A 21,254-nucleotide genomic window follows, 5' to 3' on the forward strand; every position below is an offset into this window, starting at 1 on the left:
GGCAAATTTAGGCTGTGGCCTTGCGACCAACGAATGAATAGAGCCGTCCGGGACGGTTGTCGAAGCGTTCAGCGCCAGCAAGCAGCGCCGAGAATATCAGATCGGATTTCAGGGCGAGCCGCCATCCCGGCACAGGAACCTTGCGCGACAACAACGTCACGATGGCGTCGCGCAAGCTTTCCAACGTATAAGGGTGCAGATTGATCGGGCTGCGCAGCGGCGTCAGAACGTCCAGCGAAAAGCCGGCGCCCTTCAGCGCGGTCAAATACTCGTCGAGCAGAAACGCATGCTCGCCGCCGTAGACATGATGCAGGGGGTGGCGATCCAGGAACCTCCCGAGATCGGCTTCCCTGCTGATCACGTGCTCTCGCGCGGCGACAAATATCCCGCCGGGCTTCAGCACCCGGTGAATTTCGCGACAGGCGCCTTTGAGGTCGCGGGTGTGATGCAGGACCGCACGCGCAATGACGACGTCGAAGCTCGCATCAGCGAACGGCAGTCGCTCGGAAACCTCCTCCACGACATTGATCGGGAGCGATGCTTCCCGTGCCAGCGAGCGGATGGCGGCGGCGCCGACGATCGCGCTCGGATCCGGCTCGAGTGCCGTGACCGCAAAACCATCCTTCGCCAGCGCGAAGCTCGTAATGCCGCGCCCGGCACCGACGTCGAGGGCGGTTCCAGATCGCCCCCGCAACAGCGCCGCGATGCTGTGCCATTCCGGCGAGCCGTGGTAGCGCTCGGCGGCGGCGGTGAGCGGGTCATCATAGAACGCGTCCATCACCATCTGCCGCCGGTCCGGGTGGTTGCGCAGCCAGACCACGGCATCTTCCCACGTCGGCAATTTCGGATCAGCGCTCATCGGCTGTCAATTCCCTGACGACAACCGCGGGGTTCCCGGCCACGATCGTATATGGCGGCACGTCCTTGGTGACCACGGCGCCGGCGGCCACGACGGCCCCTTCGCCAACGACCACGCCGCGCAGCACAAACGCTCCCGCACCGATCCAGGCGTCGTCGCAAATCCTGACCGGACTTTCGCCCAGGGAGATCTGGCGCGGATGTCCGCTTTGATAGATCTCCCTGGTCTGCTCGTGACGGTCCGCGGCCCGGATCGGATGCGTCAGACTGTCGAAAATATTGGCGGCGTGCGAAATTAGAACCCGGTCGCCAATCGCGATCGAGGCCGCCGACCAGATTCGCGTCCCTTCGCCGACATAGCACCATTCGCCGATCGTGATTTCGCCGCCGTGGGCGAACGTCAGCAGTTCACCCCGAATGCGGGTGTGGCGGCCGACCACGATCGCACGGCTTTCACCCCGGATGTTCCTGATTCTGGCCGACCAGGCCAGAACCGCATCCTCGTGCATAACGCAGGTAGCGCGGCCAATGAGACGCTGGATCAGGTAGTGGATGTTCATGCCGTCAACTGCAGGCACGCGATCGCGCGGGAAGATGCGGCCCGGTCCTCGCCCCATCCCTTTCCGGAATGGACGTCGTAGACGGTCGCGTTCGCGAGTTCGTCCGCCGACGCCCTCGTCCATCCATCCCTGCGGTAGCCGAAATAGTCGATCCGGTGGGATGCGGGAGCGAACGCCTCGACGATCCTGTTCACCTTGGCGAGATCGAACACCTGATACCAGCCGAGATTATCGCGCTTGCCGAACGGAACCGAAATGAAGCAGTTTCCGCCCGGTTTAAGAATCCGCTTGAATTCCTGCACAGCGGGAACAAAGCCGCCCTCGTCATTCTCGGCGTCGGCGGATTTTCCGGTGTAGAGCATCGCATTGTCCAGACCGATGTGCTCGATGGTCGAAATGCTGACGACGGTATCGAAGGTCCGGTCGGCAAACATGGTCTTTCTGAGGTCGCCGAACACGTAGGAATAGCCATCGTGCCAATAGCAGCGCTTCTCGGGCGCTAGCGTCATGATGGTGAGATCGGCGCCTTTGAGCGGCGGCCGTCGCAGCAGGAAATCGTGGTTGAACGTGGATCCCGCATCCAGCATTTTGCCGACATCGCCCAATCTTGCGAACACCCATGGGTATTCCACGACACGTTCGTCCATGGCGATCCCGTAGCCCGCCGGCAGAGTCTGCTCGCCACGAAGCAGGCCCTGATCGATCGCGGAGGTGATGAGCTCTACCCGTGCGGCCTGATATCCCGGGCTGAAAGGCTGACGGCGCATTTTGAATACCGGCGCGGCGGCATTGTCGAGCAACCATTTGAATCGATAGATCAGTTCGTCAGTGCGCATCACCTGGACCTATCGTCCGCCGATCATCCGGCGGGCTTGCGATGTTGGGCGTATCGTCGTTGGCGACGGCTTCTAGCACAGCTAAGCCTGCGCGACGAGATCGATAAATCCGTTCCATTGCAATGACTTGGAATACAATTGGGAGACTTGGCGCCGTCCCTCGGCCGCCATCGCCGCCCGCTCTGCCGCTTGATCGAGGCAAGCTTCGACAAGCTCCACGGCATGGACCGCGGAGTCATAGACCTTGATGGTCACATCAGGTTCCATGCCCGGTGGGTAACTGCCGGCGTCGGATACCAGCAGCGCCCCGCAGCCCATCGCCTCAAAGCAGCGCATGTTGCCACGGTCCCTGCCCGCCATGTCGATGGCGCCGTTGAGCACGATCTTCGATCGTCCGATCAATTCATAGAGCTGTCGTCCGAAAACCGGCGGCCGCGCCAGGTGGGAAACAGCGGCCGGTCGGCGGTGTTTTCGGAGCGGCAAGAGACGGCCGAAGGGGCTCTCCGCAAGGCGCGTCAGACGAGAAGCATCGAGGCAATAGACGACTTGCCGCGACGCCCCAAGACCGGCGATCCGCTCGAGGATCTTCGCGCGCGTGGCATGATGACGGGAATATCCGCCGACAAAGAGAATATCGATCGGCCGTTCGTCGGCACCATACTCGTCCATCACCGGATCGATCGCCGGAAAGAAGGTTTGGACGCGGCATCCCTTGGCCTTCCAGTCCGCCAATATCGACGGAAAGTTGCACACCAGCAGATCGTATGCCGAGAGGTCGGCGCCTCCGGAAGGTGCGGCGCGCCAGCAGATTGTCTTCTTCACACATCCCGGCAAACTGCCGACGAAGCGGCTCGGATATCGAACCGGATCGAGATTGTAGAATACTTCCGTTCCGTGGTGCTCGATCTGCGCCAGCAGGATCTGCTCGAGCGAGCTTGCCGCCGCCATGCCATTCTCGTGCGCCCAGTATTTCTGGAGAACCTCGTCATCTCCGTTGGTGAAGAACGCATCTGGCTCGCCACCAAGCACCGGCTGCAGAAAATGCAGCGCACCGAACCGGTCGCTCAGGAAGACCCGGCGCCGCTCGTCGAAGGAGGTCGCGCGCGCTGCCAGACGATTCAGATGATGCAAATAGGAGGGATAGATCCCGCTATTCTGGAACAGGCGCATGTTGGAGACCGAGATGACCTTGCAATTCGAACCCGCGGCAGATCGAGGCGATCGAGCCGGAATTTGACGACAACCTGCTCACCCGCCGCTTCGGACAGTTCAATCGCGAATGGAGGGCAACCGTTCGCACCAAATGCCCCATCGCGCGGGAATCTGCAATGATTGACATCCAGGCGCCGCTCCTGCCAGACATTGGCCCGGCCAGCCCCCAGGACAGCCATCCGATTGCATGCGCCGGAAGCGTCGATCAAGGAGCAGGAAATGACCGACGATGCAGAAGCGAAGCACTCTCTAAATGATGCGTCCATCTATGACAATGCCGAATACCTCGCCCACAACCCGTCCTGGCACGTCGAAGACTCGGCCTGGAAGGCCGCGAAGATTTGGGAGATTCTCGACCGCAATTCGATCAAGCCCGCACGGATCACGGAGGTCGGCTGCGGCGCCGGAGAAATTCTCGTTCAACTGAAGACGAAGCTGCCCGACAGCGCGTTCGTCGGCTACGAGATGTCGAGCCAGGCGTTCAAGCTTGCGTCTGAGCGCGAACGTCCCGGCGTGCATTTTGTCAACAAGAGCATCTTCGAGGATGACGTTCGTTTCGATCTGCTGTTGTGCATCGACGTCTTCGAGCACGTCGACGACTATATCGGCTTTCTTCGTTCCCTGAAGAAATTGGCCGACTACAAGATATTTCATATTCCGCTGGATCTTTCGGTGCAGTCCGTATTCAGGGATCAGGCGCTGCTCCACGCCAGAAAGAGCGTGGGACATCTTCACTACTTCACCAAGCAGACCGCGATAGAGACCCTCAAATACGCCGGATACGACATCATCGATTGTAACCTGACCGCGCTGACGATGGAGCTTCCCAATCGGGGATTGAGGGCAAACCTCATGAACGTGCCGCGCTGGCTGGTCTCGCGCCTATCGCCTGATCTGGCGTCGCGCCTGCTCGGAGGCTGGTCGCTGATGGTGTTGGCCAAATAATCCGCCGGCACCGCTGGCCACGATTGCGCGGGCGTTGCTACGCCGACCGCGCCAGCATCCACTTCATATGAAGATACGGCCAGATGCGCCCGACCGTTTCCCAGTCCCAGGCCTTGGTCCGGTCAAGCCGCAGCACCGCATCGCGCAGCCGGGCTTCGTCGACGATTTCGGCGAATGCCGGAACCTTGCGATCGAGCAGCGCCACAGTCCAGCCGGAGAGCGGCCCGTTCAGCCATTCCGGCATCGGCGAATTGAAACCCACTTTCCGACGCCCCGTCCGGATCGACTCCGGCATCCGGCCTTCCATCGCCCGCCGCGCAATCACCTTGGTGTAACCGTTCGAGGACTTGATCTCGTCCGGCAGCGCCATCGTGTAGGTGACGAGACGCCAATCCATGAACGGCATTCGCACTTCGATGCCATGGGCCATCGACAGGCGATCAAAATTCCGCAGAATCGTTGGCAGCACCGTACCGTGAAACATGCGATAGAGACGCCGATTCAACGGCCCCCAGTTACGCGGCAGCACGTCGTCGTCGCCGACAAGCGCAAACTGCGCGGGAACGTTGCGCAGTCCGCCGCGGAGGAAATAATTGCGCTGCCGCTTGATCATCATCGCCCGCAACAGATCGACGCCGCGTCTGGCCAGCGCCGAGTTGGAAGAAAGCCCCGCCAGCGCATTGCGCAGCCGGAACGCCCCCGATTGTCCCTCCTGGAAATAAGCTCCCATCAGTTCGTCCGCGCCATGGCCGTCCAGCGACACCGTGACGTTCTGGCGGCGGAGTTCCCGATAAATCAGCCAGACCGCACTGGGAAGCGCGATATAGACGTCGTCATTGTCGTCAAGGATGCGGTCGAGTTCCGACAACGCGTCGCTCTCGCCGATCTCGAGAAACGTTGGATCGACGTTCGCCCAGGCGGCCGCCTCCTCGGCCATCGGCCGCTCGTCGTTCAAGGCGCCGGGAAATGTCGCGACGAAGGCGTGACGCCATGAACTACTGTCGCGCGGTCCCATTCCGGCCTTTTCGTGAGCGGACATGGTGCAGATCACCGCGGATGAATCGAATCCGCCCGACAGGCAGGTTCCGATCGGCACGTCGCTGCGCATCCGCAGCGCCACCGCATCCTCGAACAGTTCGTGAAAGCGTTCCACGCGCTCGGCGTCGCTCTCCGGTATCGCCGGGAGATGATCCACGGTCCGCCACCAGCGGGTGATCGCCACGCGTCCCTCGCGCAGCCACATGTAGTGGCCGGCCTGCAGGCGGCGCACCTCCCGACAAAGCGTCCGCTCGCTTCCCTCGACGCCGAAGGCATCGAGTAGCAGCCGCCGCGCCACGTCGACGTCCAGCGACGTCTGGATCAGCCCGCTTCGTACCATTGCGCGCTGTTCGGATGCGAACACGAAGCGTTCCGGCGACATCGCGTACAGCAGCGGTTTGATGCCGAAGCGGTCGCGGGCCAGGAACAACTCTCTCGTTTGGGTATCAAAGATCGCCAGCGCCCACATTCCGTTGAAGCGCGACAACATCCCTTCCCGCCAGGCCTGCCAGGCGGCAAGAATGACTTCGGTGTCGGACTGGCTGCGGAACACAGCGCCCCGCGCCTCAAGTTCGCGCCGAAGCTCCAGGAAATTGTAGATCTCGCCGTTGAACACGATCACATGACGGCCATCGGCCGAATGCATCGGCTGATAGCCGCCTGCGCCGGGATCGATGATCGCCAGCCTGCGGTGACCAAGGGCCAGATCGCGATCGGCGCTGAACCAGCTTCCCTCACCAACGGGGCCGCGATGGGCCAGCAGTCCGGTCAGCCGCGAAATTTCGACCGGGTCTACCGGCTTGCCAATGATGTTGTAGATGCCCGCAATCCCACACATCGCTAGGAGGCCCTCATCGGCAGGAAGCGGCTGGCGATGACACGAAGATCCCGCCAGCAAGCGTCGCCATAGGGGCCGATCCGCGATGCTGCGACCACGACGACAAAAATGATACCGGCCGCCAGCAAATAGATTCCTCCCACGTACCACCAAGCCGGCGCATGGTCGGACAGGGCATCTCGGCCGATATAGCGCAAGACCAGCGCCGTCGCGATGCCGATCCCAAGTGGCATCAAGACAAAATGGAGAACACGCGACCACATGCCGGCGAGACCAAAACCTCGACGCAGCAGGATGACGGTGGTGACCATCTGGGCGATCATGCCGACGCAGGCGCTCCAGCCCGCCGCCTGCCATCCGAAAGTGGGCAGGGTCACGGCGCTGGTGGCAAGCGTGAATACGGCCGTCACCATCGAGATCAAGGCGTTGGACTGGGACCGACCCTGCGCCAGCAGATAGAACGCGAAAACATTGGCGCTGCATCCGATCATGCCGGCGACGGCGAGCACGACCAGTACCTGCTGGGCTTCGGTCGCCGCTTCGCGACCGGTCCATACATCGAGCAGCGGCCCGGCGACGGGGATCAGTGCTCCGAGCGCGCTCGCGGCGAGCAGGTTCAATATCCAGGAGGATCGGAACAGCAGATCGGCCTTGCGATCGATGGACTCCCTCTGCATCGTACTGAAGAGCGGGAACAGGATTTCGCCGACTTTCAGGATGCCGACATACATCGCCTCTTCCAGCCGCTGCGCGACGGTATAGAACCCGACGAACTGCGGCGGCATCAAGGCTCCGAGCAGGTACCGATCGGCTTGCCCGGCAATGAGGCCGCCGCCTTGAGCGGCGAGCTGCCAGGCTCCCAGCCTGACGAGCTGACCCAGCGGACCTCGATGAAAGGCGGGAGGCGCCAGCCACTGACGGATCGTCCGGAGCGACAGCGCGAACGCTGCGACCAGGCTCGCGGCAAAGCCCAACGCCTGGCAGCCGAGAAATGTCGAGGCCAGCGGCCAGCGGGGGATCAGCACCAGCATGGCCCCCGTCGCCATGACCGTACTGACGATGTTGATCGAAGCGATGCGCCGGTAATCCTGCCGGGCCGTGAACAGGGCCAGAAAGACCGCGGACAGACACTGACACAGCCAGCCGAGCGCACCGAGAACAAAGGCAAGCGTGAGATCGCTGCCGTCCATGCCGTTCAGATGGAACGCAAGACGCGCGAGCGGCGGACCGGCGAGCGCGAACAGGATCACGATCGCCCCGCCCGTCGCGATCGCCAGTAACAATGCCGCCGCGAAGAAACGTCGTGCATCATCGCGCTCGCTTGCCGCCAGCCGCTGGGCCAATTCGCGGGTCGTCGACAATGCAAGCGTATTGCTGAAGGCCAAGGCAGGCGCAATGCAGGCGGTCACCAGGCCGGCAATTCCGAACACGTTCGCTCCCAGGCTCAACAGGACGAATGGAAGGATGATCAGATTCAATCCGACGCTCACGAGGAACGCCGTCGCGTTCCACGCCGAATTTCCCAACAGATGATAACTGCGTTTTTGTGCCGTCATCTCAGCGTTTCAAGCCTGTTACGGTCTGATCGGCCGGGGTGCCAACCTGCGGCCAGCTCAGCAATATACGGTTGGGCAAGCCGGAGCGACTATCCGCGATGCGTCCGTATCCAGGCAGGCAAGATCTGATCACAACAGCATTCATAGACCAAAAGCCGGGGTCAAGCGACCCAGGAACCGGAGCCTGTGACTACGCAAGCCTGCGCCCCTTGTAAACAGGCCGGGTGCCCGGCCCGGATCCGGTACGGCGGTTGTGCCGGCTGCCGAGTTGTTTTATGGGTCTGATGCGTCTTAGATCGATGTCCGTTTGCCGTCCGCGAGACAGGCAGCTTTTCATCGCCCGGCGGATTTTCGGAAGCAAGAGTTGATGCAGCGCGCGAGAAGAATTGTCGTGGTGACCCAGCACTACGCGCCGGATCCAAACACAACCGCGATATTCATGACTGCCATTGCCGAGCAACTGGCGCTTGAATCTCCTGTCGTGGTTTTTTCCGGCTGGAGCGGGTCCGCGGCCGCCGCTTCGCAGCGCCAGGGTGGTCCGCATATCATCGAAATTAGGAACTGGATGCCGGCGAAGGCCGCGCTGGTGAAACGGGCAGCCGCCGAACTCTGGTTCAGCATCCGCGTGTTCTTTATCCTGCTGATGCGCCTGCAACGGGGAGACGTCGTCGTTACCGTCACGGCGCCGTTCATGCTGCCCTATTCGGTCGCCGCCGCGGCGTGGCTGCGCCGCGCCCGGTCCGTGCTGATCCTGCACGATCTGTTCCCGGACGTCCTGGTGATGGCCGGACTGATGCGGCCGCGCTCGATCGCGGCGACGGCCATTCACGCAGCGAACGCCCTGATGTACCGTGCGCTCAGCGCGGTCATTGTTATCGGGCGCGACACCACGCAGCTCCTCAAGCGATACAAGGGCGTGACACCGGACAAGATCTGTTTCATCCCGAACTGGGCAACCCTCCCCATCGGTCTGCGGCCGATCGAATCGAACAACAGCTACCGACAAGTGTGCAAGCGTGGCTTCATCGTGGGCCTTTCCGGCAACCTCGGATTTACGCACGACCCGCTGGTAGTGTTCGAGGCAGCCCGAATGCTTCTGGATGCGGACGATATCGGTTTTCTGCTGTCCGGCTGGGGAACGGGCTTTGAGAGTCTGCAAGCCTTGCAAGCGGAGGCCAAGCTACCAAATGTCGTGATGATGGGCCGCGTCCCCGAGACCGATCTGGCCGAGTTTCTGGCGTCCGCCGACCTGTGGATCATTCCATATCGCAAGAACGCTGCCGGGGTGTCCGTTCCGAGCCGATTTTACAATCTGCTGGCGATCGGCCGCCCTGTCGCGATCGTTTCCGAGGCAAATGCTGAAGCCGCGGTAACAATTAGGGACAACGATATCGGCTGGGTAGTGCCACCAGGCAATCCCGCAGCGCTGGCTGCAGCGATCAGGGCCGCCGCATCTTCGGGGCAGGCTCGGGCAAAGGGCATGCGCGCCGTCGAAGTCGCGGGGCAATACAGTTTTAAGCAAGCGATGACAAGATATCGCAATCTCGTGCACCGGCTGCTAGAGAAGCCGGTATGATCAGGGGATTGGTATCGTGAAAGAGGGTCGGCCGGTCGTCCTTTTGACGGGGGCCAGCGGTTTTATCGGTCGTCATCTGGCACCTGCGCTCAGAAGCCAAGGCTGGATCGTTCGGAGCGCCTTACGCAGGCCACCACTCGGCGCCGATGACGCGCTGATCCCGTCCATCGACGGCGAGACGAACTGGGACGCCGCACTGCGCGACGTCGATGCCGTGGTGCACCTGGCTGCCCGTGTCCATCACCCCGAATCCGATGGCGAGCACAGCCTTTACCATTCGCTCAATCGGGACGGGACGGTCAGGCTCGCTCAATCCGCGGCAAAGGCGGGCATCGGTCACTTCATCTACATGAGCACGATTCTTGTGAACGGCAGCAAGACGGACGGGCAAGGACCGTTCCGGGAGGATGATGTTCCCGCACCGAAGGGCCTCTATCCAATTTCGAAGGCCGAAGCCGAGAAAGGTCTCGCGATCGTCGCACAGACAACAAACCTGAAGATAACAGTCATTCGCCCACCGTTGGTTTACGGACCGGCGGCGCTCGGCAATTTCCGTCGGTTGTTCGGCGCCATCAAGGCCGGGCTGCCGCTGCCGCTCGCCGCCATTCGCAATCGCCGCGCTTTCGTGGGCATCGAAAATCTGGTGTCGTTCATCACGCTCCGGCTTACCCATCCCGGGAGATCGTTCGAGGTGTTCCTGATAGCCGACGACGAGCAGCTTTCGACACCCGAATTCGCGCGCCGGATCGCGAAGGCCTGCGGCGGGCGGGCCTACATGTTTCCATTGCCCGATGCCGTACTCCGTCTGTTCTTCAAGATCACAGGACGGCCCGAGTTCGGCGACAGCCTGCTGGGCTCCATGGAGATCGACATTACAACGGCGCGCAAAACCGGGTGGACGCCGAAGGTGGCGCTCGACGACGGCCTGCGGTTCGCCGTTGAAGGCTCAGAGCCCGGTTCCTGCGAATCCTGACTCTCCCCCCTCCAGAACTGCGGACGGCCGTCACATTACGTCAAAGTTTGGATTCTGCAGCTCCGGGCGTGAGTTGCCGCCAATTGCCGTAATCGGCCTGCATTGACCACTTGCCGGGCTGTTGATATCAGTGCGCACCCTCTAAAATCCCTCAGAAATCGTTGGTTCCGGAGTCTGTCTCCATGGATAATCCCGAACTTCGTACCGATGATCGAGAGTTTTATGCCGGAGCGGTAGATTACTTCGATACTGAAAACGTACAGCAGATCGGAAAGCATCTCGAGATCGTCCAATCGTATATCGCCGCCATCGCGGATAGTTTGGACGAGTTCTACGCCCACAAAAACGGCAACGTCCGCTTTGTCGAGATTGGCGCCGGGACTTGCCTCACGTCACTCTCGCTCCGAAAGATGTATCCAAAGGCCAGATTCACATGCGTCGACATTTCGATGTCGCGGATGCAACAGTTGATTGAAAACTCTGCCAGGCTCGTCGGCGTGGACGGCGGCGATATCGAATTCGCCGAATGCGACATGTCCAACAAGCTGCCGTTCGGCGACGGCCAGTTCGACATCGTCGTATTCGATGCATCGCTGCATCATTCGCGCAACATGTGGCTCACGCTTTCGGAGTGCAAGCGAATCCTGGCGCCCGGCGGCGCCGTGGCGGCCTTCCGCGAGCAATATCTGGCGCCGATTTCCGCGAGCTACGCGCTGAAGCGCCTGCTGCTGACGAAAGAAGTTCAATCGGGGGTGGCCGAAAATGCATATCTGAAGGAACAGTACGCATATTATTTCCTGGCCAACGGCTTTTCGCCGCAGTTCCGTGGAGTCACGCCGGGCGCAAAATGGCGTTTGCTTTCGCCACTGAATGGCCTGCTTTTTTCCAAGTGGTCGATCTGGGCGCCCGTCACCCGTTGACTTCGTCCGGACGCGAGGCGGTTGGGAGGTTTGTTTGAAGGAAGCAATCCGCAAGCTGGTACGCCTTGCGCCGGTAACAATCCTGGTCCGTCTTTCGATGTGGGCGATCGGGGCGGCATTACGCGCTGCGAGCGTCCTGAAAACCGCGGCGCTGTTTCCGCATGCTGCCGAATTGCCGTATTGTCACTGGTCGGTCACCGTGAAAAACGCTGAAAACATCCGGCTTGGACAGGGTGTCGTGATCGGACCGAAATGCACGCTCGGTGCCACCGGCGGAATTACGCTCGGCGATCATGTCCGGCTTTCGGAAGGAGTCATGATCGAAAGCGCCGGACTGGATTTTACCAGAGATCCTCCCTACCCGCACGTGCACCGGCCGATCTTCATCGAAGAGGGAGTCTGGATCGGCGCCCACGCGGTGATCCTGGCGGGCGTCACCGTGGGCGCCCGCAGCATCGTCGGCGCCGGCGCGGTCGTCAGCCGCTCCGTTCCTGCTGACACGATTGTTGCCGGCACCGGCGTCAACCAGTGGCCGCGGCAGGAAGGCCGCACTCACCGCGGCGAAAGATAGACCCGGTTGATGAAGGGATCGATGCCGGCGGGCACGCCATTCGCACCGATGCGTCCGACGGGTTTGTCCGGTCCGTAGATCGAGTTGCGGAGCGAATACAGCACCTGGAACAATAGGCGCGGCTTCCGCGTCGGCGGAACTCCGCGATGGAAACCATAGGTATTTTCGAGAAACGCGGTCCCCGCCTTGCCGGTGAACGTGGTGACGCTGGTTTCACCGAAGGCATCCAGGATTTCACTGTCCTGATAGCGGCGGATCTTGGTCAGCCTGTCGATGCTCTGCGATCCCGGCACGAACATGTGCGGACCCGAAACCTCGTCGACATCGGTCAGATAGCAGAACAACTTGACGAAGCGGATGTCATCGACGTCGCGATGAAACAGCTCGGCCTCTTCAGCTTTGCCGTCCTTGTGCGGCATCGACCACCACGCGGTGATCAGGCTGATCGTGGGTTTGGCACCCAGAAATCCGGAAACGATGCTCAGCACGTTCGGGTCGTTCGCGATATCCAGTACATGCGGCGCGCGAATGATGGCCTCGTTCGAAAAAAAGGCGACATGGGTCTGCGGCGGCGCATTATCAGGCGCGACAAACTTGCCGAACTCCGGCCGGTAGGGGTCGGCGCATTCGTTGACCGAAAAGAAGGCGTGCATGGCCTGCAGCTGGTCCGGCTTGATCAGATTGTTCAGAAACAGATAGCCGCGATCTTTCAGGATGGCCGTCTGGGCCGACGTCTCCCCGGTGCCCCTAGCTTCGAAGACCGGTAATCTGCTGGCGAGACTGTTGGCCTTGCGTTCGCGCGACGGCACGCCGAGAATTTGCCGCTGCGCATAGAACTGCCGATAGCGCTTGTCGGTCAGGACTTTCAAACCCCGTGCGAGCTTTTCTTTCAGCATTCCGCCTCACCTTGAAAAGTAAAATCCGGGAAGTGAATCTTCCAGCAATCAACCCAGGTTGGCCGCTTTAACAACGATCGCGCCGAGCCTGTCAATGCGGCGCAACAACCAGAGCACGCGCTCTCCGATACCCCGCCTTGAGCCATATCAAACCGACAAATAAGGGTTCGGTGGAAAGGCCGTGGCATCGCTCTTGCGGAGCACATCGACCCCGATGGTCTGGTCCGGCTTTGGCACGCCATGCGCCGACGGCGCCATGTTGCGACGCAGCAATCTATAGGCGGGACTGGCAAGGAAGAAGCGCGAGAATTCCATCTTGTACGACCGTATTCCCGGCCGGTGCGCATAGTCGTTGTAATAGGGAACCGGTTCGATGAAGTCGTAGATGAGCAGCAGGCCACCTTCCGCCAGCACCCGGTCGGCTTCGGCGACACACCGCAGATGCAGGCGTGGATCGACCAGATAGAAACAGAAGCCAAACACGACTAGGTCGAACTGCCCGTCCGAGAACGGCAACGCATCGGCGGTCCCGACTTCGAGTGACAGCGATGGAAACCGGGTACGGCCGTCGGCAACGGCGCTGGCGGAGGGCTCGACGCCAGATCCGGTCGCGCCAAACCGCTCGCAAATGCTGGCGACCCGATATCCGTTGGCGCAACCGATCTCGAGGACCGATTTTGGCGCAACCCCCATTTCGTCCAGCGTGATGAGGACGATGTCCGGACCCGGTTCGCGCAGATGCTGCAGATTTCGCCCATACCAAGCGTCGCCCTCGCTGCTGAGAAAAACGTCCTTCTGGCTGCGCTCTGTCATGCGTTCCGCGAATTCAACAAATCGAAGGGTTAAGATCGGCAAACCGGTTTCCAAGCCCGACCTGACCAAATTCTTGTGCCATTTGGGTCATGTTTTGCCAAGCGCCGGAAATACCTATAGGTCACGCAACGCTGCCCATAAACCGGGTTTCGATGAAGTCCAGACCGCCTCACCAGCCTCGTACCGCGAGCCAACCGAATGACGCCGACAAAGGCTGTCCCAGTTGAGACCGATGCTTTGACCAGGAGACGCTGCTCTTGAACGGAGACGGCCGATCAGACCACAGGTCGAACGAGGCCGCCCGGACCGTTGCCGGCAAGCTTGGCGGCGTGCCCGATGGGAATACCCTCGTCAGAATAGCGGTATATTTTGCAAATTTCGGGTTGTCGAAGGCGGCCGCCTATTTGGCGCCGCTGATTCTGGCCGCCTGGCTCGACAGTTCGTCCTATGGCATCATCGAATATGCGTGGTCGTGGGCAGCGCTGGTGGCTACGTTGCTAACGTTCGGGATACCCGCCGCAACACCGCAGCTTTCGCTGTTGCGGCGCCCTGTTCCGGTGTCGGACATACTCGCGCTTTGCGTGGTCGGCCCCGGCCTGCTGCTGACAACGGCAGCGGTGATTGTCATGCTTGTCGCCAAATCGCCAGCGCAAGCGGTCGTGCTGAGTGCGTGCACCATCGCACTCGCGCAGATAACGCTGAGCTCCTATAGCCGAACGTTCTCGCATCGAAATCTGGCGCTATGGTTCGAAGGTCTTTCGATCTTCGGAATCGCCGTCGTCGCGCTTTGCCTCGCATTAACTGGAACTGCGGGCCTGTTGCCGCTCGCCATCGTGTCGGCGCTGGTCGCCGTTGTTTTCGTGATCGGCGCGTTGGCCCTGTTCGCGCGGCTGCGGCAGACCGAACTGACGACCAGGCTGCGCAGCGCCGCCCGCATCGGACTGCCGCTGCTGGCATTCACGCTCTCTTCGATCTGGGCCTCCGTCTGCGGTCGCGTCTATATCGGCGCATTCCTCGGAACCGAGGACCTCTCGGTTTATTCCGTCGACTTCCGTGTCGCCTCCGCGCTGCTGATCGTGCACAGCGTCATCGCGACCGGCCTGTTCGCACGTCTCTACAGCATGCCGTCGCGGCAATACGACCGCTTGCTGAGTTACTATCTCGCGGCCATCGCGTTGGTGGCCGTTGCGATGATTGGGGTCTTCCCCTTGGTTGTCGGCACCTTTCGCTTCCGCTCGATCGGAACGGACAATATCAACGCGGCGATCCAGCTTTTTCCGATTGTAATGCTGCAGGTCTACGCCTGGGGAGCCTGGGCATCGCTTGAGATGCGGCTTGCGCGGACCAGACGGTCGTCACCCGCTGCTCGAAAGACCATCACCCTCATGCTTGCGATTGCAGCGATACTGGCCGGTCTCGGCACGCAGGGACTGCTCACGCTAACGCTCTGCACGTTCCTGGTTGCCTTGCAGATGCTGGGCGGCGTCGCGGTTCAACTCTGGACGCTGTGGCGGCGCGGCGCAAAAATGCCTTTTTCAGCAATTGTGTTCGCGTTTGGTGCGGTTGTGATCGCACTCAGCTCCCAGATTGCCGCAAAATGAGCTGACTAAATTCCAACGAAGCCAGTCGGGATCGATACATTTCAGCTTTCAAAGCGCGAAAATCGGCAATAGTACTTTCGTGCCCCGCTGGTCAGGGGTTGGGCAACAACATTCGCAACTCAACGGTGTCTTGTTTGCAAACTAGTCGGGTCGGTATTCGGGCCAGCGCCAGCAACAAGATTGGTGGCGGGCACATCGTGAGGTGCACGACGCTGGCTTCGGCGCTCGCAAGATTTGGCGCGTCCTGCAGCTTCTATTCGGATACCGAGACGCTTGGATTTATCCCGCAGGAACCGGCAATCGAGCTCATTGGCGACAGCCAGATCGACGACAAGCTGGTCCATGGCCGGTTCGGAAAATTCGATATCTTCATCTGCGACCACTACGGACTGGATGCAAGGTTCGAGCGCGCCCTGCGCCCCAATGCTGGGGTATTGGTCGTCATCGATGATTTGGCCGATCGGCCGCATGATTGCGATTTGCTGGTCGATATGACGCTGAACCGGCCAGGTTCCGTTTACGACGGCCTGCTTCCAAGGTACGCATCCGTACTCGCGGGGGTCCGGTACGCTCTGGTCCGGGAGGAATTTTCGGCACTTCGCCCGCAAAGTCTCGCCCGTCGCGGCAGCGGCAGAGTCGAACGTATTCTGATTTCGTTCGGCTTGACGGATCCGGACGGCCTGTGTGCCCAGACTGTCGACCTCGTTCGCGAGATTTGCAGCAAGCTGCCGGATTTCAAGACCGCAGACATCATGATCGGATCGCAATCGGATCAGCTTGCCGACTTGCACCGGCACATAAACGGCGACGCGCGCTTCAACGTTCATGTCGGCGCCAGGAATCCATCCGCTATCATGGCGCAGGCGGATATTGCGATCGGTGCCGGCGGGACGACGTCGTGGGAACGCTGTTGCCTGGGTTTACCGACAATTCTCGTCTCGATTGCCGATAACCAGCAAGCCATCGCAGCGGCCCTTGAGGCAGCCGGCGCCGTGGTTCTGCTGCCTTCGCGTGAATCCTTTCGCGCCGATCTTCCGACGGTGCTGGCGGGGCTTGCACGAAGTCCCGCCGCAGTCTTGGATCTGGGTGTTGCGGCGGCCGGAATATGCGATGGACGCGGCGCCGAGCGCGTTGCCGAATACATTTTTGATCTCTATGAGCGCAAGCGCACGCGCGCCGAAAGGGACTAAGAAATGCCGCTGAGGGTTCACGTACTTTGTGCAGAAGGACACCCGGTCGTAGCGTCTCTTCTACGTTGGAAAGAAAATCAGGAGACGAACAAAGTCGACGTGATCTTTCGGCCCGAGGATGCGCGAGGCGGCGACATCCTCTTCCTGATTTCATGCCCTTTCATCATCGATGACAATATCCGCTCTCGATACGGAAAAACACTGATCGTTCATGCCTCCGATCTTCCGATTGGACGAGGATGGTCGCCGATGGTCTGGGAGGTGATTCAGGGTGCCAAATCAATCACCGTGACGCTGCTCGAAGCTGCGGAAAAGATCGATAGCGGCGCAATCTGGAAGAAGCAGAACTTTCAGATCGCAGATCATGAACTATACGACGAGATCAACGAAAAGCTTTTCGGTATTACATGCGAGTTGATGAACTTTGCAGTCGTCAATTTCCGTACCGTCATTCCAGTCCCGCAGGATGATCGAGCCCCCTCCTACCATCGCAAACGAACGCCTAACGACAGCAAAATCGATCCGGATCGAAGCATTCGGGAACAGTTCGATCTACTGAGAATTTGTGACCCTTTGCGCTTCCCCGCATTCTTTGAACTGAATGGCCAAATGTATGATATCGAGATACGAAAACGACCGCGAAGCTAGGACCAGCGCCTCAAAACAGTTGGTGTCTCCGGGCTAAAGAGGTATAAGTGCCGAACATGAAATGAACTCCATGTCAGCGCACCCGGAATCTAGCTACCGAAGCGAGTAGAGTTTGCCGGGAGTCGCGTTGTCATCGATATGACGCGGTATCCTCGATGGCTTCCAAAACTGCGACGTTTGAGATAGCGGGACGGCCGATAGGCCCAGACTACCCACCCTACATTATTGCAGAGATATCGGCGAACCACCAAGGAAAGTTGGAGAAGGCTCTCGACTTGCTGGAGGCTGCGGCTGCGACCGGAGCCGACGCGATCAAGATTCAAACCTACACGGCCAACACCATCACCATCCCTCACGAAGGCGACGACTTTCGTATCAAGGGAGGGCTATGGGACGGATATCTGCTTTACGATCTCTACAAGGAAGCGGAAACGCCTTACGAGTGGCACGCGGCCTTGTTTGCCAAGGCGCGTCAGCTTGGTATCACGCTGTTCTCGACCCCGTTTGACGAGACGGCAGTCGATCTGCTCGCCGGCCTTGATGCGCCTGCCTACAAGATCGCTTCCTTCGAAGTCATCGATCTGCCCTTGATCGCGTATGCGGCAAAGCATGGCAAGCCGATAATCATCTCAACCGGCATGGCCGATCTCGGCGAGATCCAGGAAGCCGTGGAAACCGCGAGAAGCAATGGCGCCGGCGGGGTTGCGCTGCTGCATTGTACAAGCGCCTATCCCGCGCCGATTGAAGAGGCCAACGTGCGTACTGTCGCACATCTCGGAGCGGCGTTCGGCGCCGTATCGGGGCTTTCCGATCACGCACCAGGGTCGGCCGCTTGTGTCGCATCGATTGTGCTGGGCGGTTCCATCATCGAAAAACACTTTACGATTTCACGCGCCGAAGGCGGCCCGGACGCTGCGTTTTCACTTGAGCCACACGAATTCAGGAGGCTTGTCGATGATTGCAGGTCCGCTTGGTCTGCGCTCGGCACGGTCGGCTACAGTCTGACCCAAAGCGAAAAAGGCAGCACACGATTTCGCCGGTCGATCTACGCGGTCAAGCCGATCAAGGCGGGGCAACTTCTGACGAACGAGAACGTTCGTTCGATAAGACCGGGATTCGGGCTTCCGCCAAAATATTTGCCTGAGATTATCGGACGCACGGCCGCCCGTGACATAGCCTATGGCGAACCGCTAACGTGGTCGGCGATCGCTTGATAACAACAACGTAACTCCCGCACTCGTCCGGACCTCGTAGTCTTCGGTGGATCAACATGTCAATTCGCTACGCCAAATCGGAAGAATTTCTTGCCCGCGCCCGGCACTCGATACCTCTGGGAGCGCAGACCTTCTCGAAGAGCGTTACCCAGTATCCGTTCGGCGTATCGCCGTATTTCGTTACGCGCGGAAAAGGATCGAAGGTTTGGGACATCGATGGCAACGAATACATCGATTTCATCAATGGGCTCTGTTCCGTGACGCTTGGCTATTCCGATGCGGACGTCAACGCAGCCGTGGCAACCCAGCTTGAGGACGGCACGATCTACTCGCTCTCTCACCCGCTCGAAACCGAAGTCGCCGAGCTGTTGTGCGAGATCATTCCAAGCGCGGAGATGGTTCGCTTCGGAAAGAACGGATCCGATGCGACCGCCGGCGCCGTGCGCATCGCCCGCGCTTTCACCGGTCGCGACCACGTGCTGACCTGCGGCTACCATGGCTGGCAGGACTGGTACATTGGCGGGACCGCCCGCAACAAGGGCGTGCCGCAGGCGAGCCGCGACCTGACGCACGCCTTCCCCTACAACGACCTGCCTGCCCTCGAGAAAATGCTCGCGCAGTTCAAGGACGGGGTTGCCGCGGTCATCATGGAGCCGATGAACGTGGCGCAGCCCGAGCCCGGGTACCTTGAAGGCGTAAAGGCGCTCACGCACGCCGCAGGCGCGCTTCTGGTGTTCGACGAGACGATAACGGGCTTTCGCTACGCGCTCGGTGGCGCGCAGGAACTGTTCAACGTTGCCCCCGATATCACGACTCTCGGCAAGGGCATTGCGAACGGCTTTCCACTCTCGGCCGTATGCGGCCGCCGCGACGTGATGCAGGAAATGGAAGAGGTGTTCTTTTCCTTCACCATGGGCGGCGAGACCCTGTCGCTGGCCGCCGCCAAGGCAACGATCGCAAAACTCCGGCGCGAGCCCGTCATCGCAACAATGCGCAAGCGCGGATCGCGCATCCTGACCGAGGTGACGAAGCTGATCGACAAGCACGGCATCGGTCACTTCACCTCAACGAGCGGCGATCCCACATGGTCGTTTCTGTTGTTCAGGGATTTGGAGGGAACCAACGCGTTCGAGATCAAGACGCTCTGGATGCAGGAGATGATGGAACGCGGGCTCCTATCCGTCGGCACGCACAATATCAGCTATGCCCACAGCGAAGCGGACGTCGATGCGCTGGTCGCGGCTTACGACGCCATCTTCCCCATCCTGCGGCAAGCCGTCGATCACCGCGCGATCCGTCAATACCTCAAATGCGAGCCGCTGGAGCCGCTGTTCCGCGTTCGCTGACGGCAACGCTCCCGGCATGATCGCGCAGCGCGATACCAAAATCTCCTCCGTGCCCAGAATTGGACTGGGCACGGTGCAATTTGGAATCGACTACGGCGTTTCCAATACGGCCGGCCAGGTTTCGCCGTCCGAAGTATCCGGCATTCTTGTGACCGCTGGTGATGCCGGCATCAAGGTGCTCGACACCGCCGCCAGCTATGGCAATGCGGAAGAGGTTCTTGGGCGCGCGCTACATCCCGGTGATCGCTTTACCATCGTGACCAAGACGCTGCCGCTGAGCCACGGTCTCGAACAGGTCGAAAGCCGGGCGCGGCGTTCGCTGGAATTTCTCGGCACGAAAACGGCCGACGCCATTCTCGTGCACGCCGCCCAGGACCTGTTGGGGCCCGATGGACCTCGCCTCTGGGCGATGCTGCAGCGGCTGCGCGACGAAGGCCTGTTCAGGCGGATCGGCATCTCCGCTTACTTCGCCGATGGCCCGCTGCAACTGGCGCGGCAATACCGGCCCGACCTCATGCAGATTCCCTTCAGCCTGCTCGATCAGCGCCTGCTGCAGAACGGCGAGATGGCGTCGCTGAAAGAGCTCGGCGTCGAAATTCACGTCCGCTCGATCTTCCTGCAGGGGCTCCTGATGATGGATCCTGCAAAACTCCCGGCCAGCCTGACCCACGCCGGCCCCGCGCTGGCGGCCACCCGCGCCCGGATCGGGGAGGCTGGGCTCACCCCGGTGACGGCGGCGATCGGATTTACGCTTGCCCGCCGCGAGGTCGATATCGCCGTCGTCGGCGTCACCAAACGCGACGAACTATCGGAGATCGTGACCGCGGCAGCCGCAGACCTTCCCGAGTTCGACTGGCCGGCCTGCGCGATCGACGACGCGATCACCCTCACCCCATCCCGCTGGTAGCCCGAATACGAGAACGCCCATGATCCTCGCCATCCTCCAGGCCCGCATGTCCTCCACCCGGTTGCCCGGCAAGGTGCTGCGGCCGATCCTCGGCCGTCCGATGCTGGGCTGGCAAATCGAGCGCATCCGGCGGTCGAGGACCATCGACAGGCTGGTGGTGGCAACGAGCGAGGAAGCTTCCGACGATGCCATCCAGGCGTTCTGCGACGCCAATGGCGTGTCGTGTTATCGCGGCGCGCTGCATGACGTGCTGGCGCGCTTTCACGGCGCCGTGAAAGCGTTCGGGCCGGCCGAGCAGGTGATCCGGCTGACCGGCGACTGCCCGCTGATCGACTGGACCATCATCGACGCCGCCGTCGACCTGCAGAAGCGCGAGGGCTCCGACATCGCCGGCAACGGCATCAATCGCACATATCCCGATGGCCTCGACGTTGAGGTGGTTTCATTTTCGGCGCTCGACCGCGCCCATCGCGAAGCGACCGAACCGGGCCATCGCGAGCATGTGACCCAGTATATCTACCACAATCCCCAGAAGTTCCGGCTGGCGCATCTGACCCAGACGCCGGATCTCGGCCTGTTGCGCTGGACGGTGGATACCCCGGCCGATTTCGAGATGGTCGAGAAGGTGTTCGCAGGACTGGCCGGCCTCAACAACAATTTCTTGCAGCAGGACGTGCTTGGGTATCTCGACCAGCATCCCGAAATCGTCGCGATCAACGCGCCGGCCTGATGCCCTTCCCCGCGCCTAAGGCGAAT

The 21,254-nt window shown here is 60.8% G+C and carries 20 protein-coding genes; 12 read left to right on the top strand and 8 right to left on the bottom strand.

Features of this window, described 5'->3' with window-relative positions; genetic code table 11:
* Positions 1–7 precede the first annotated feature (7 nt).
* From BLS26_RS06730 to BLS26_RS06745, 4 genes are all read right to left on the bottom strand, one after another.
* Positions 8–859, bottom strand: a complete 852-nt coding sequence (locus tag BLS26_RS06730; RefSeq protein ID WP_092509537.1) for a class I SAM-dependent methyltransferase — start codon at positions 857–859, stop codon at positions 8–10.
* Positions 849–1,418: a DapH/DapD/GlmU-related protein gene (locus tag BLS26_RS06735; RefSeq protein ID WP_092509539.1), complete on the bottom strand. Its 570-nt coding sequence runs from the start codon at positions 1,416–1,418 to the stop codon at positions 849–851. The genes BLS26_RS06730 and BLS26_RS06735 overlap by 11 nt, the downstream gene beginning before the upstream one ends.
* Positions 1,415–2,254: a methyltransferase domain-containing protein gene (locus BLS26_RS06740; RefSeq protein WP_092509541.1), complete on the bottom strand. Its 840-nt coding sequence runs from the start codon at positions 2,252–2,254 to the stop codon at positions 1,415–1,417. Before BLS26_RS06740 ends, BLS26_RS06735 begins: the two co-directional genes overlap by 4 nt.
* A gap of 81 nt (positions 2,255–2,335) precedes the next feature.
* Positions 2,336–3,424, bottom strand: coding sequence for a glycosyltransferase (locus tag BLS26_RS06745; RefSeq protein ID WP_092509543.1), 1,089 nt, complete (start codon positions 3,422–3,424; stop codon positions 2,336–2,338).
* 261 nt (positions 3,425–3,685) lie between these two features.
* Between BLS26_RS06745 and BLS26_RS06750 the strand changes: the two genes are divergently transcribed.
* A complete protein-coding gene (locus BLS26_RS06750; protein ID WP_092517722.1) occupies positions 3,686–4,411 on the top strand; it encodes a bifunctional 2-polyprenyl-6-hydroxyphenol methylase/3-demethylubiquinol 3-O-methyltransferase UbiG in 726 nt (241 codons plus the stop codon).
* Between the two features lie 37 nt (positions 4,412–4,448).
* Here BLS26_RS06750 and asnB read toward each other — a convergent pair whose 3' ends face one another.
* The gene (gene asnB, locus BLS26_RS06755) at positions 4,449–6,287 is read right to left on the bottom strand and encodes an asparagine synthase (glutamine-hydrolyzing) (protein ID WP_092509544.1); all 1,839 of its coding nucleotides are present in this window, start codon (positions 6,285–6,287) and stop codon (positions 4,449–4,451) included.
* A 2-nt stretch (positions 6,288–6,289) separates the two neighbouring features.
* On the bottom strand, positions 6,290–7,843 hold the full coding sequence (locus BLS26_RS06760; protein ID WP_092509545.1) for a lipopolysaccharide biosynthesis protein: 1,554 nt from the start codon (positions 7,841–7,843) through the stop codon (positions 6,290–6,292).
* A 367-nt stretch (positions 7,844–8,210) separates the two neighbouring features.
* Here BLS26_RS06760 and BLS26_RS06765 point away from each other — a divergent pair, with 367 nt between their 5' ends.
* The 4 genes from BLS26_RS06765 to BLS26_RS06780 all read left to right on the top strand — a co-directional run bounded on the left by BLS26_RS06765 (position 8,211) and on the right by BLS26_RS06780 (position 11,883).
* Positions 8,211–9,419: a glycosyltransferase family 4 protein gene (locus BLS26_RS06765; RefSeq protein WP_092509547.1), complete on the top strand. Its 1,209-nt coding sequence runs from the start codon at positions 8,211–8,213 to the stop codon at positions 9,417–9,419.
* A gap of 16 nt (positions 9,420–9,435) precedes the next feature.
* Positions 9,436–10,392 (top strand): NAD-dependent epimerase/dehydratase family protein, encoded by a 957-nt coding sequence (locus tag BLS26_RS06770; RefSeq protein WP_092509549.1) that lies wholly within the window; start codon positions 9,436–9,438, stop codon positions 10,390–10,392.
* 182 nt (positions 10,393–10,574) lie between these two features.
* On the top strand, positions 10,575–11,312 hold the full coding sequence (locus BLS26_RS06775) for a class I SAM-dependent methyltransferase (RefSeq protein WP_092509551.1): 738 nt from the start codon (positions 10,575–10,577) through the stop codon (positions 11,310–11,312).
* A 34-nt stretch (positions 11,313–11,346) separates the two neighbouring features.
* Complete coding sequence (locus BLS26_RS06780; protein WP_172804558.1) at positions 11,347–11,883, top strand: DapH/DapD/GlmU-related protein; 537 nt, start codon at positions 11,347–11,349, stop codon at positions 11,881–11,883.
* On the opposite strand, the gene BLS26_RS06785 is transcribed toward BLS26_RS06780, so the two are convergent.
* Together BLS26_RS06785 and BLS26_RS06790 are read right to left on the bottom strand one after the other, a co-directional pair.
* On the bottom strand, positions 11,865–12,779 hold the full coding sequence (locus BLS26_RS06785; protein ID WP_092509555.1) for a phytanoyl-CoA dioxygenase family protein: 915 nt from the start codon (positions 12,777–12,779) through the stop codon (positions 11,865–11,867). The two genes, BLS26_RS06780 and BLS26_RS06785, sit on opposite strands and share 19 nt — an antisense overlap.
* 147 nt (positions 12,780–12,926) lie before the next feature.
* Positions 12,927–13,592 carry a class I SAM-dependent methyltransferase gene (locus tag BLS26_RS06790; protein WP_157676341.1) on the bottom strand — a complete coding sequence of 222 codons (666 nt, stop codon included), beginning with the start codon at positions 13,590–13,592 and terminating at the stop codon, positions 12,927–12,929.
* A 581-nt stretch (positions 13,593–14,173) separates the two neighbouring features.
* On the opposite strand from BLS26_RS06790, the gene BLS26_RS06795 reads away from it, so the two are divergent.
* From BLS26_RS06795 to BLS26_RS06825, 7 genes are all read left to right on the top strand, one after another.
* Positions 14,174–15,193: an oligosaccharide flippase family protein gene (locus BLS26_RS06795; protein WP_157676343.1), complete on the top strand. Its 1,020-nt coding sequence runs from the start codon at positions 14,174–14,176 to the stop codon at positions 15,191–15,193.
* A gap of 98 nt (positions 15,194–15,291) precedes the next feature.
* Positions 15,292–16,383, top strand: a complete 1,092-nt coding sequence (pseG, locus tag BLS26_RS06800; RefSeq protein ID WP_157676345.1) for a UDP-2,4-diacetamido-2,4,6-trideoxy-beta-L-altropyranose hydrolase — start codon at positions 15,292–15,294, stop codon at positions 16,381–16,383.
* 3 nt (positions 16,384–16,386) lie between these two features.
* Complete coding sequence (locus BLS26_RS06805; RefSeq protein WP_092509563.1) at positions 16,387–17,031, top strand: formyltransferase family protein; 645 nt, start codon at positions 16,387–16,389, stop codon at positions 17,029–17,031.
* A 155-nt stretch (positions 17,032–17,186) separates the two neighbouring features.
* Positions 17,187–18,245 carry a pseudaminic acid synthase gene (gene pseI / locus BLS26_RS06810; RefSeq protein ID WP_092509565.1) on the top strand — a complete coding sequence of 353 codons (1,059 nt, stop codon included), beginning with the start codon at positions 17,187–17,189 and terminating at the stop codon, positions 18,243–18,245.
* Between the two features lie 56 nt (positions 18,246–18,301).
* Positions 18,302–19,591: an aminotransferase class III-fold pyridoxal phosphate-dependent enzyme gene (locus tag BLS26_RS06815; RefSeq protein ID WP_092509567.1), complete on the top strand. Its 1,290-nt coding sequence runs from the start codon at positions 18,302–18,304 to the stop codon at positions 19,589–19,591.
* A gap of 73 nt (positions 19,592–19,664) precedes the next feature.
* Positions 19,665–20,498: an aldo/keto reductase gene (locus tag BLS26_RS06820; RefSeq protein WP_157676347.1), complete on the top strand. Its 834-nt coding sequence runs from the start codon at positions 19,665–19,667 to the stop codon at positions 20,496–20,498.
* Between the two features lie 19 nt (positions 20,499–20,517).
* Positions 20,518–21,228, top strand: a complete 711-nt coding sequence (locus tag BLS26_RS06825; RefSeq protein ID WP_092509571.1) for a cytidylyltransferase domain-containing protein — start codon at positions 20,518–20,520, stop codon at positions 21,226–21,228.
* The last annotated feature ends 26 nt before the right edge of the window (positions 21,229–21,254 follow it).

The organism is Afipia sp. GAS231 (assembly GCF_900103365.1).
GTDB lineage: Bacteria > Pseudomonadota > Alphaproteobacteria > Rhizobiales > Xanthobacteraceae > Bradyrhizobium.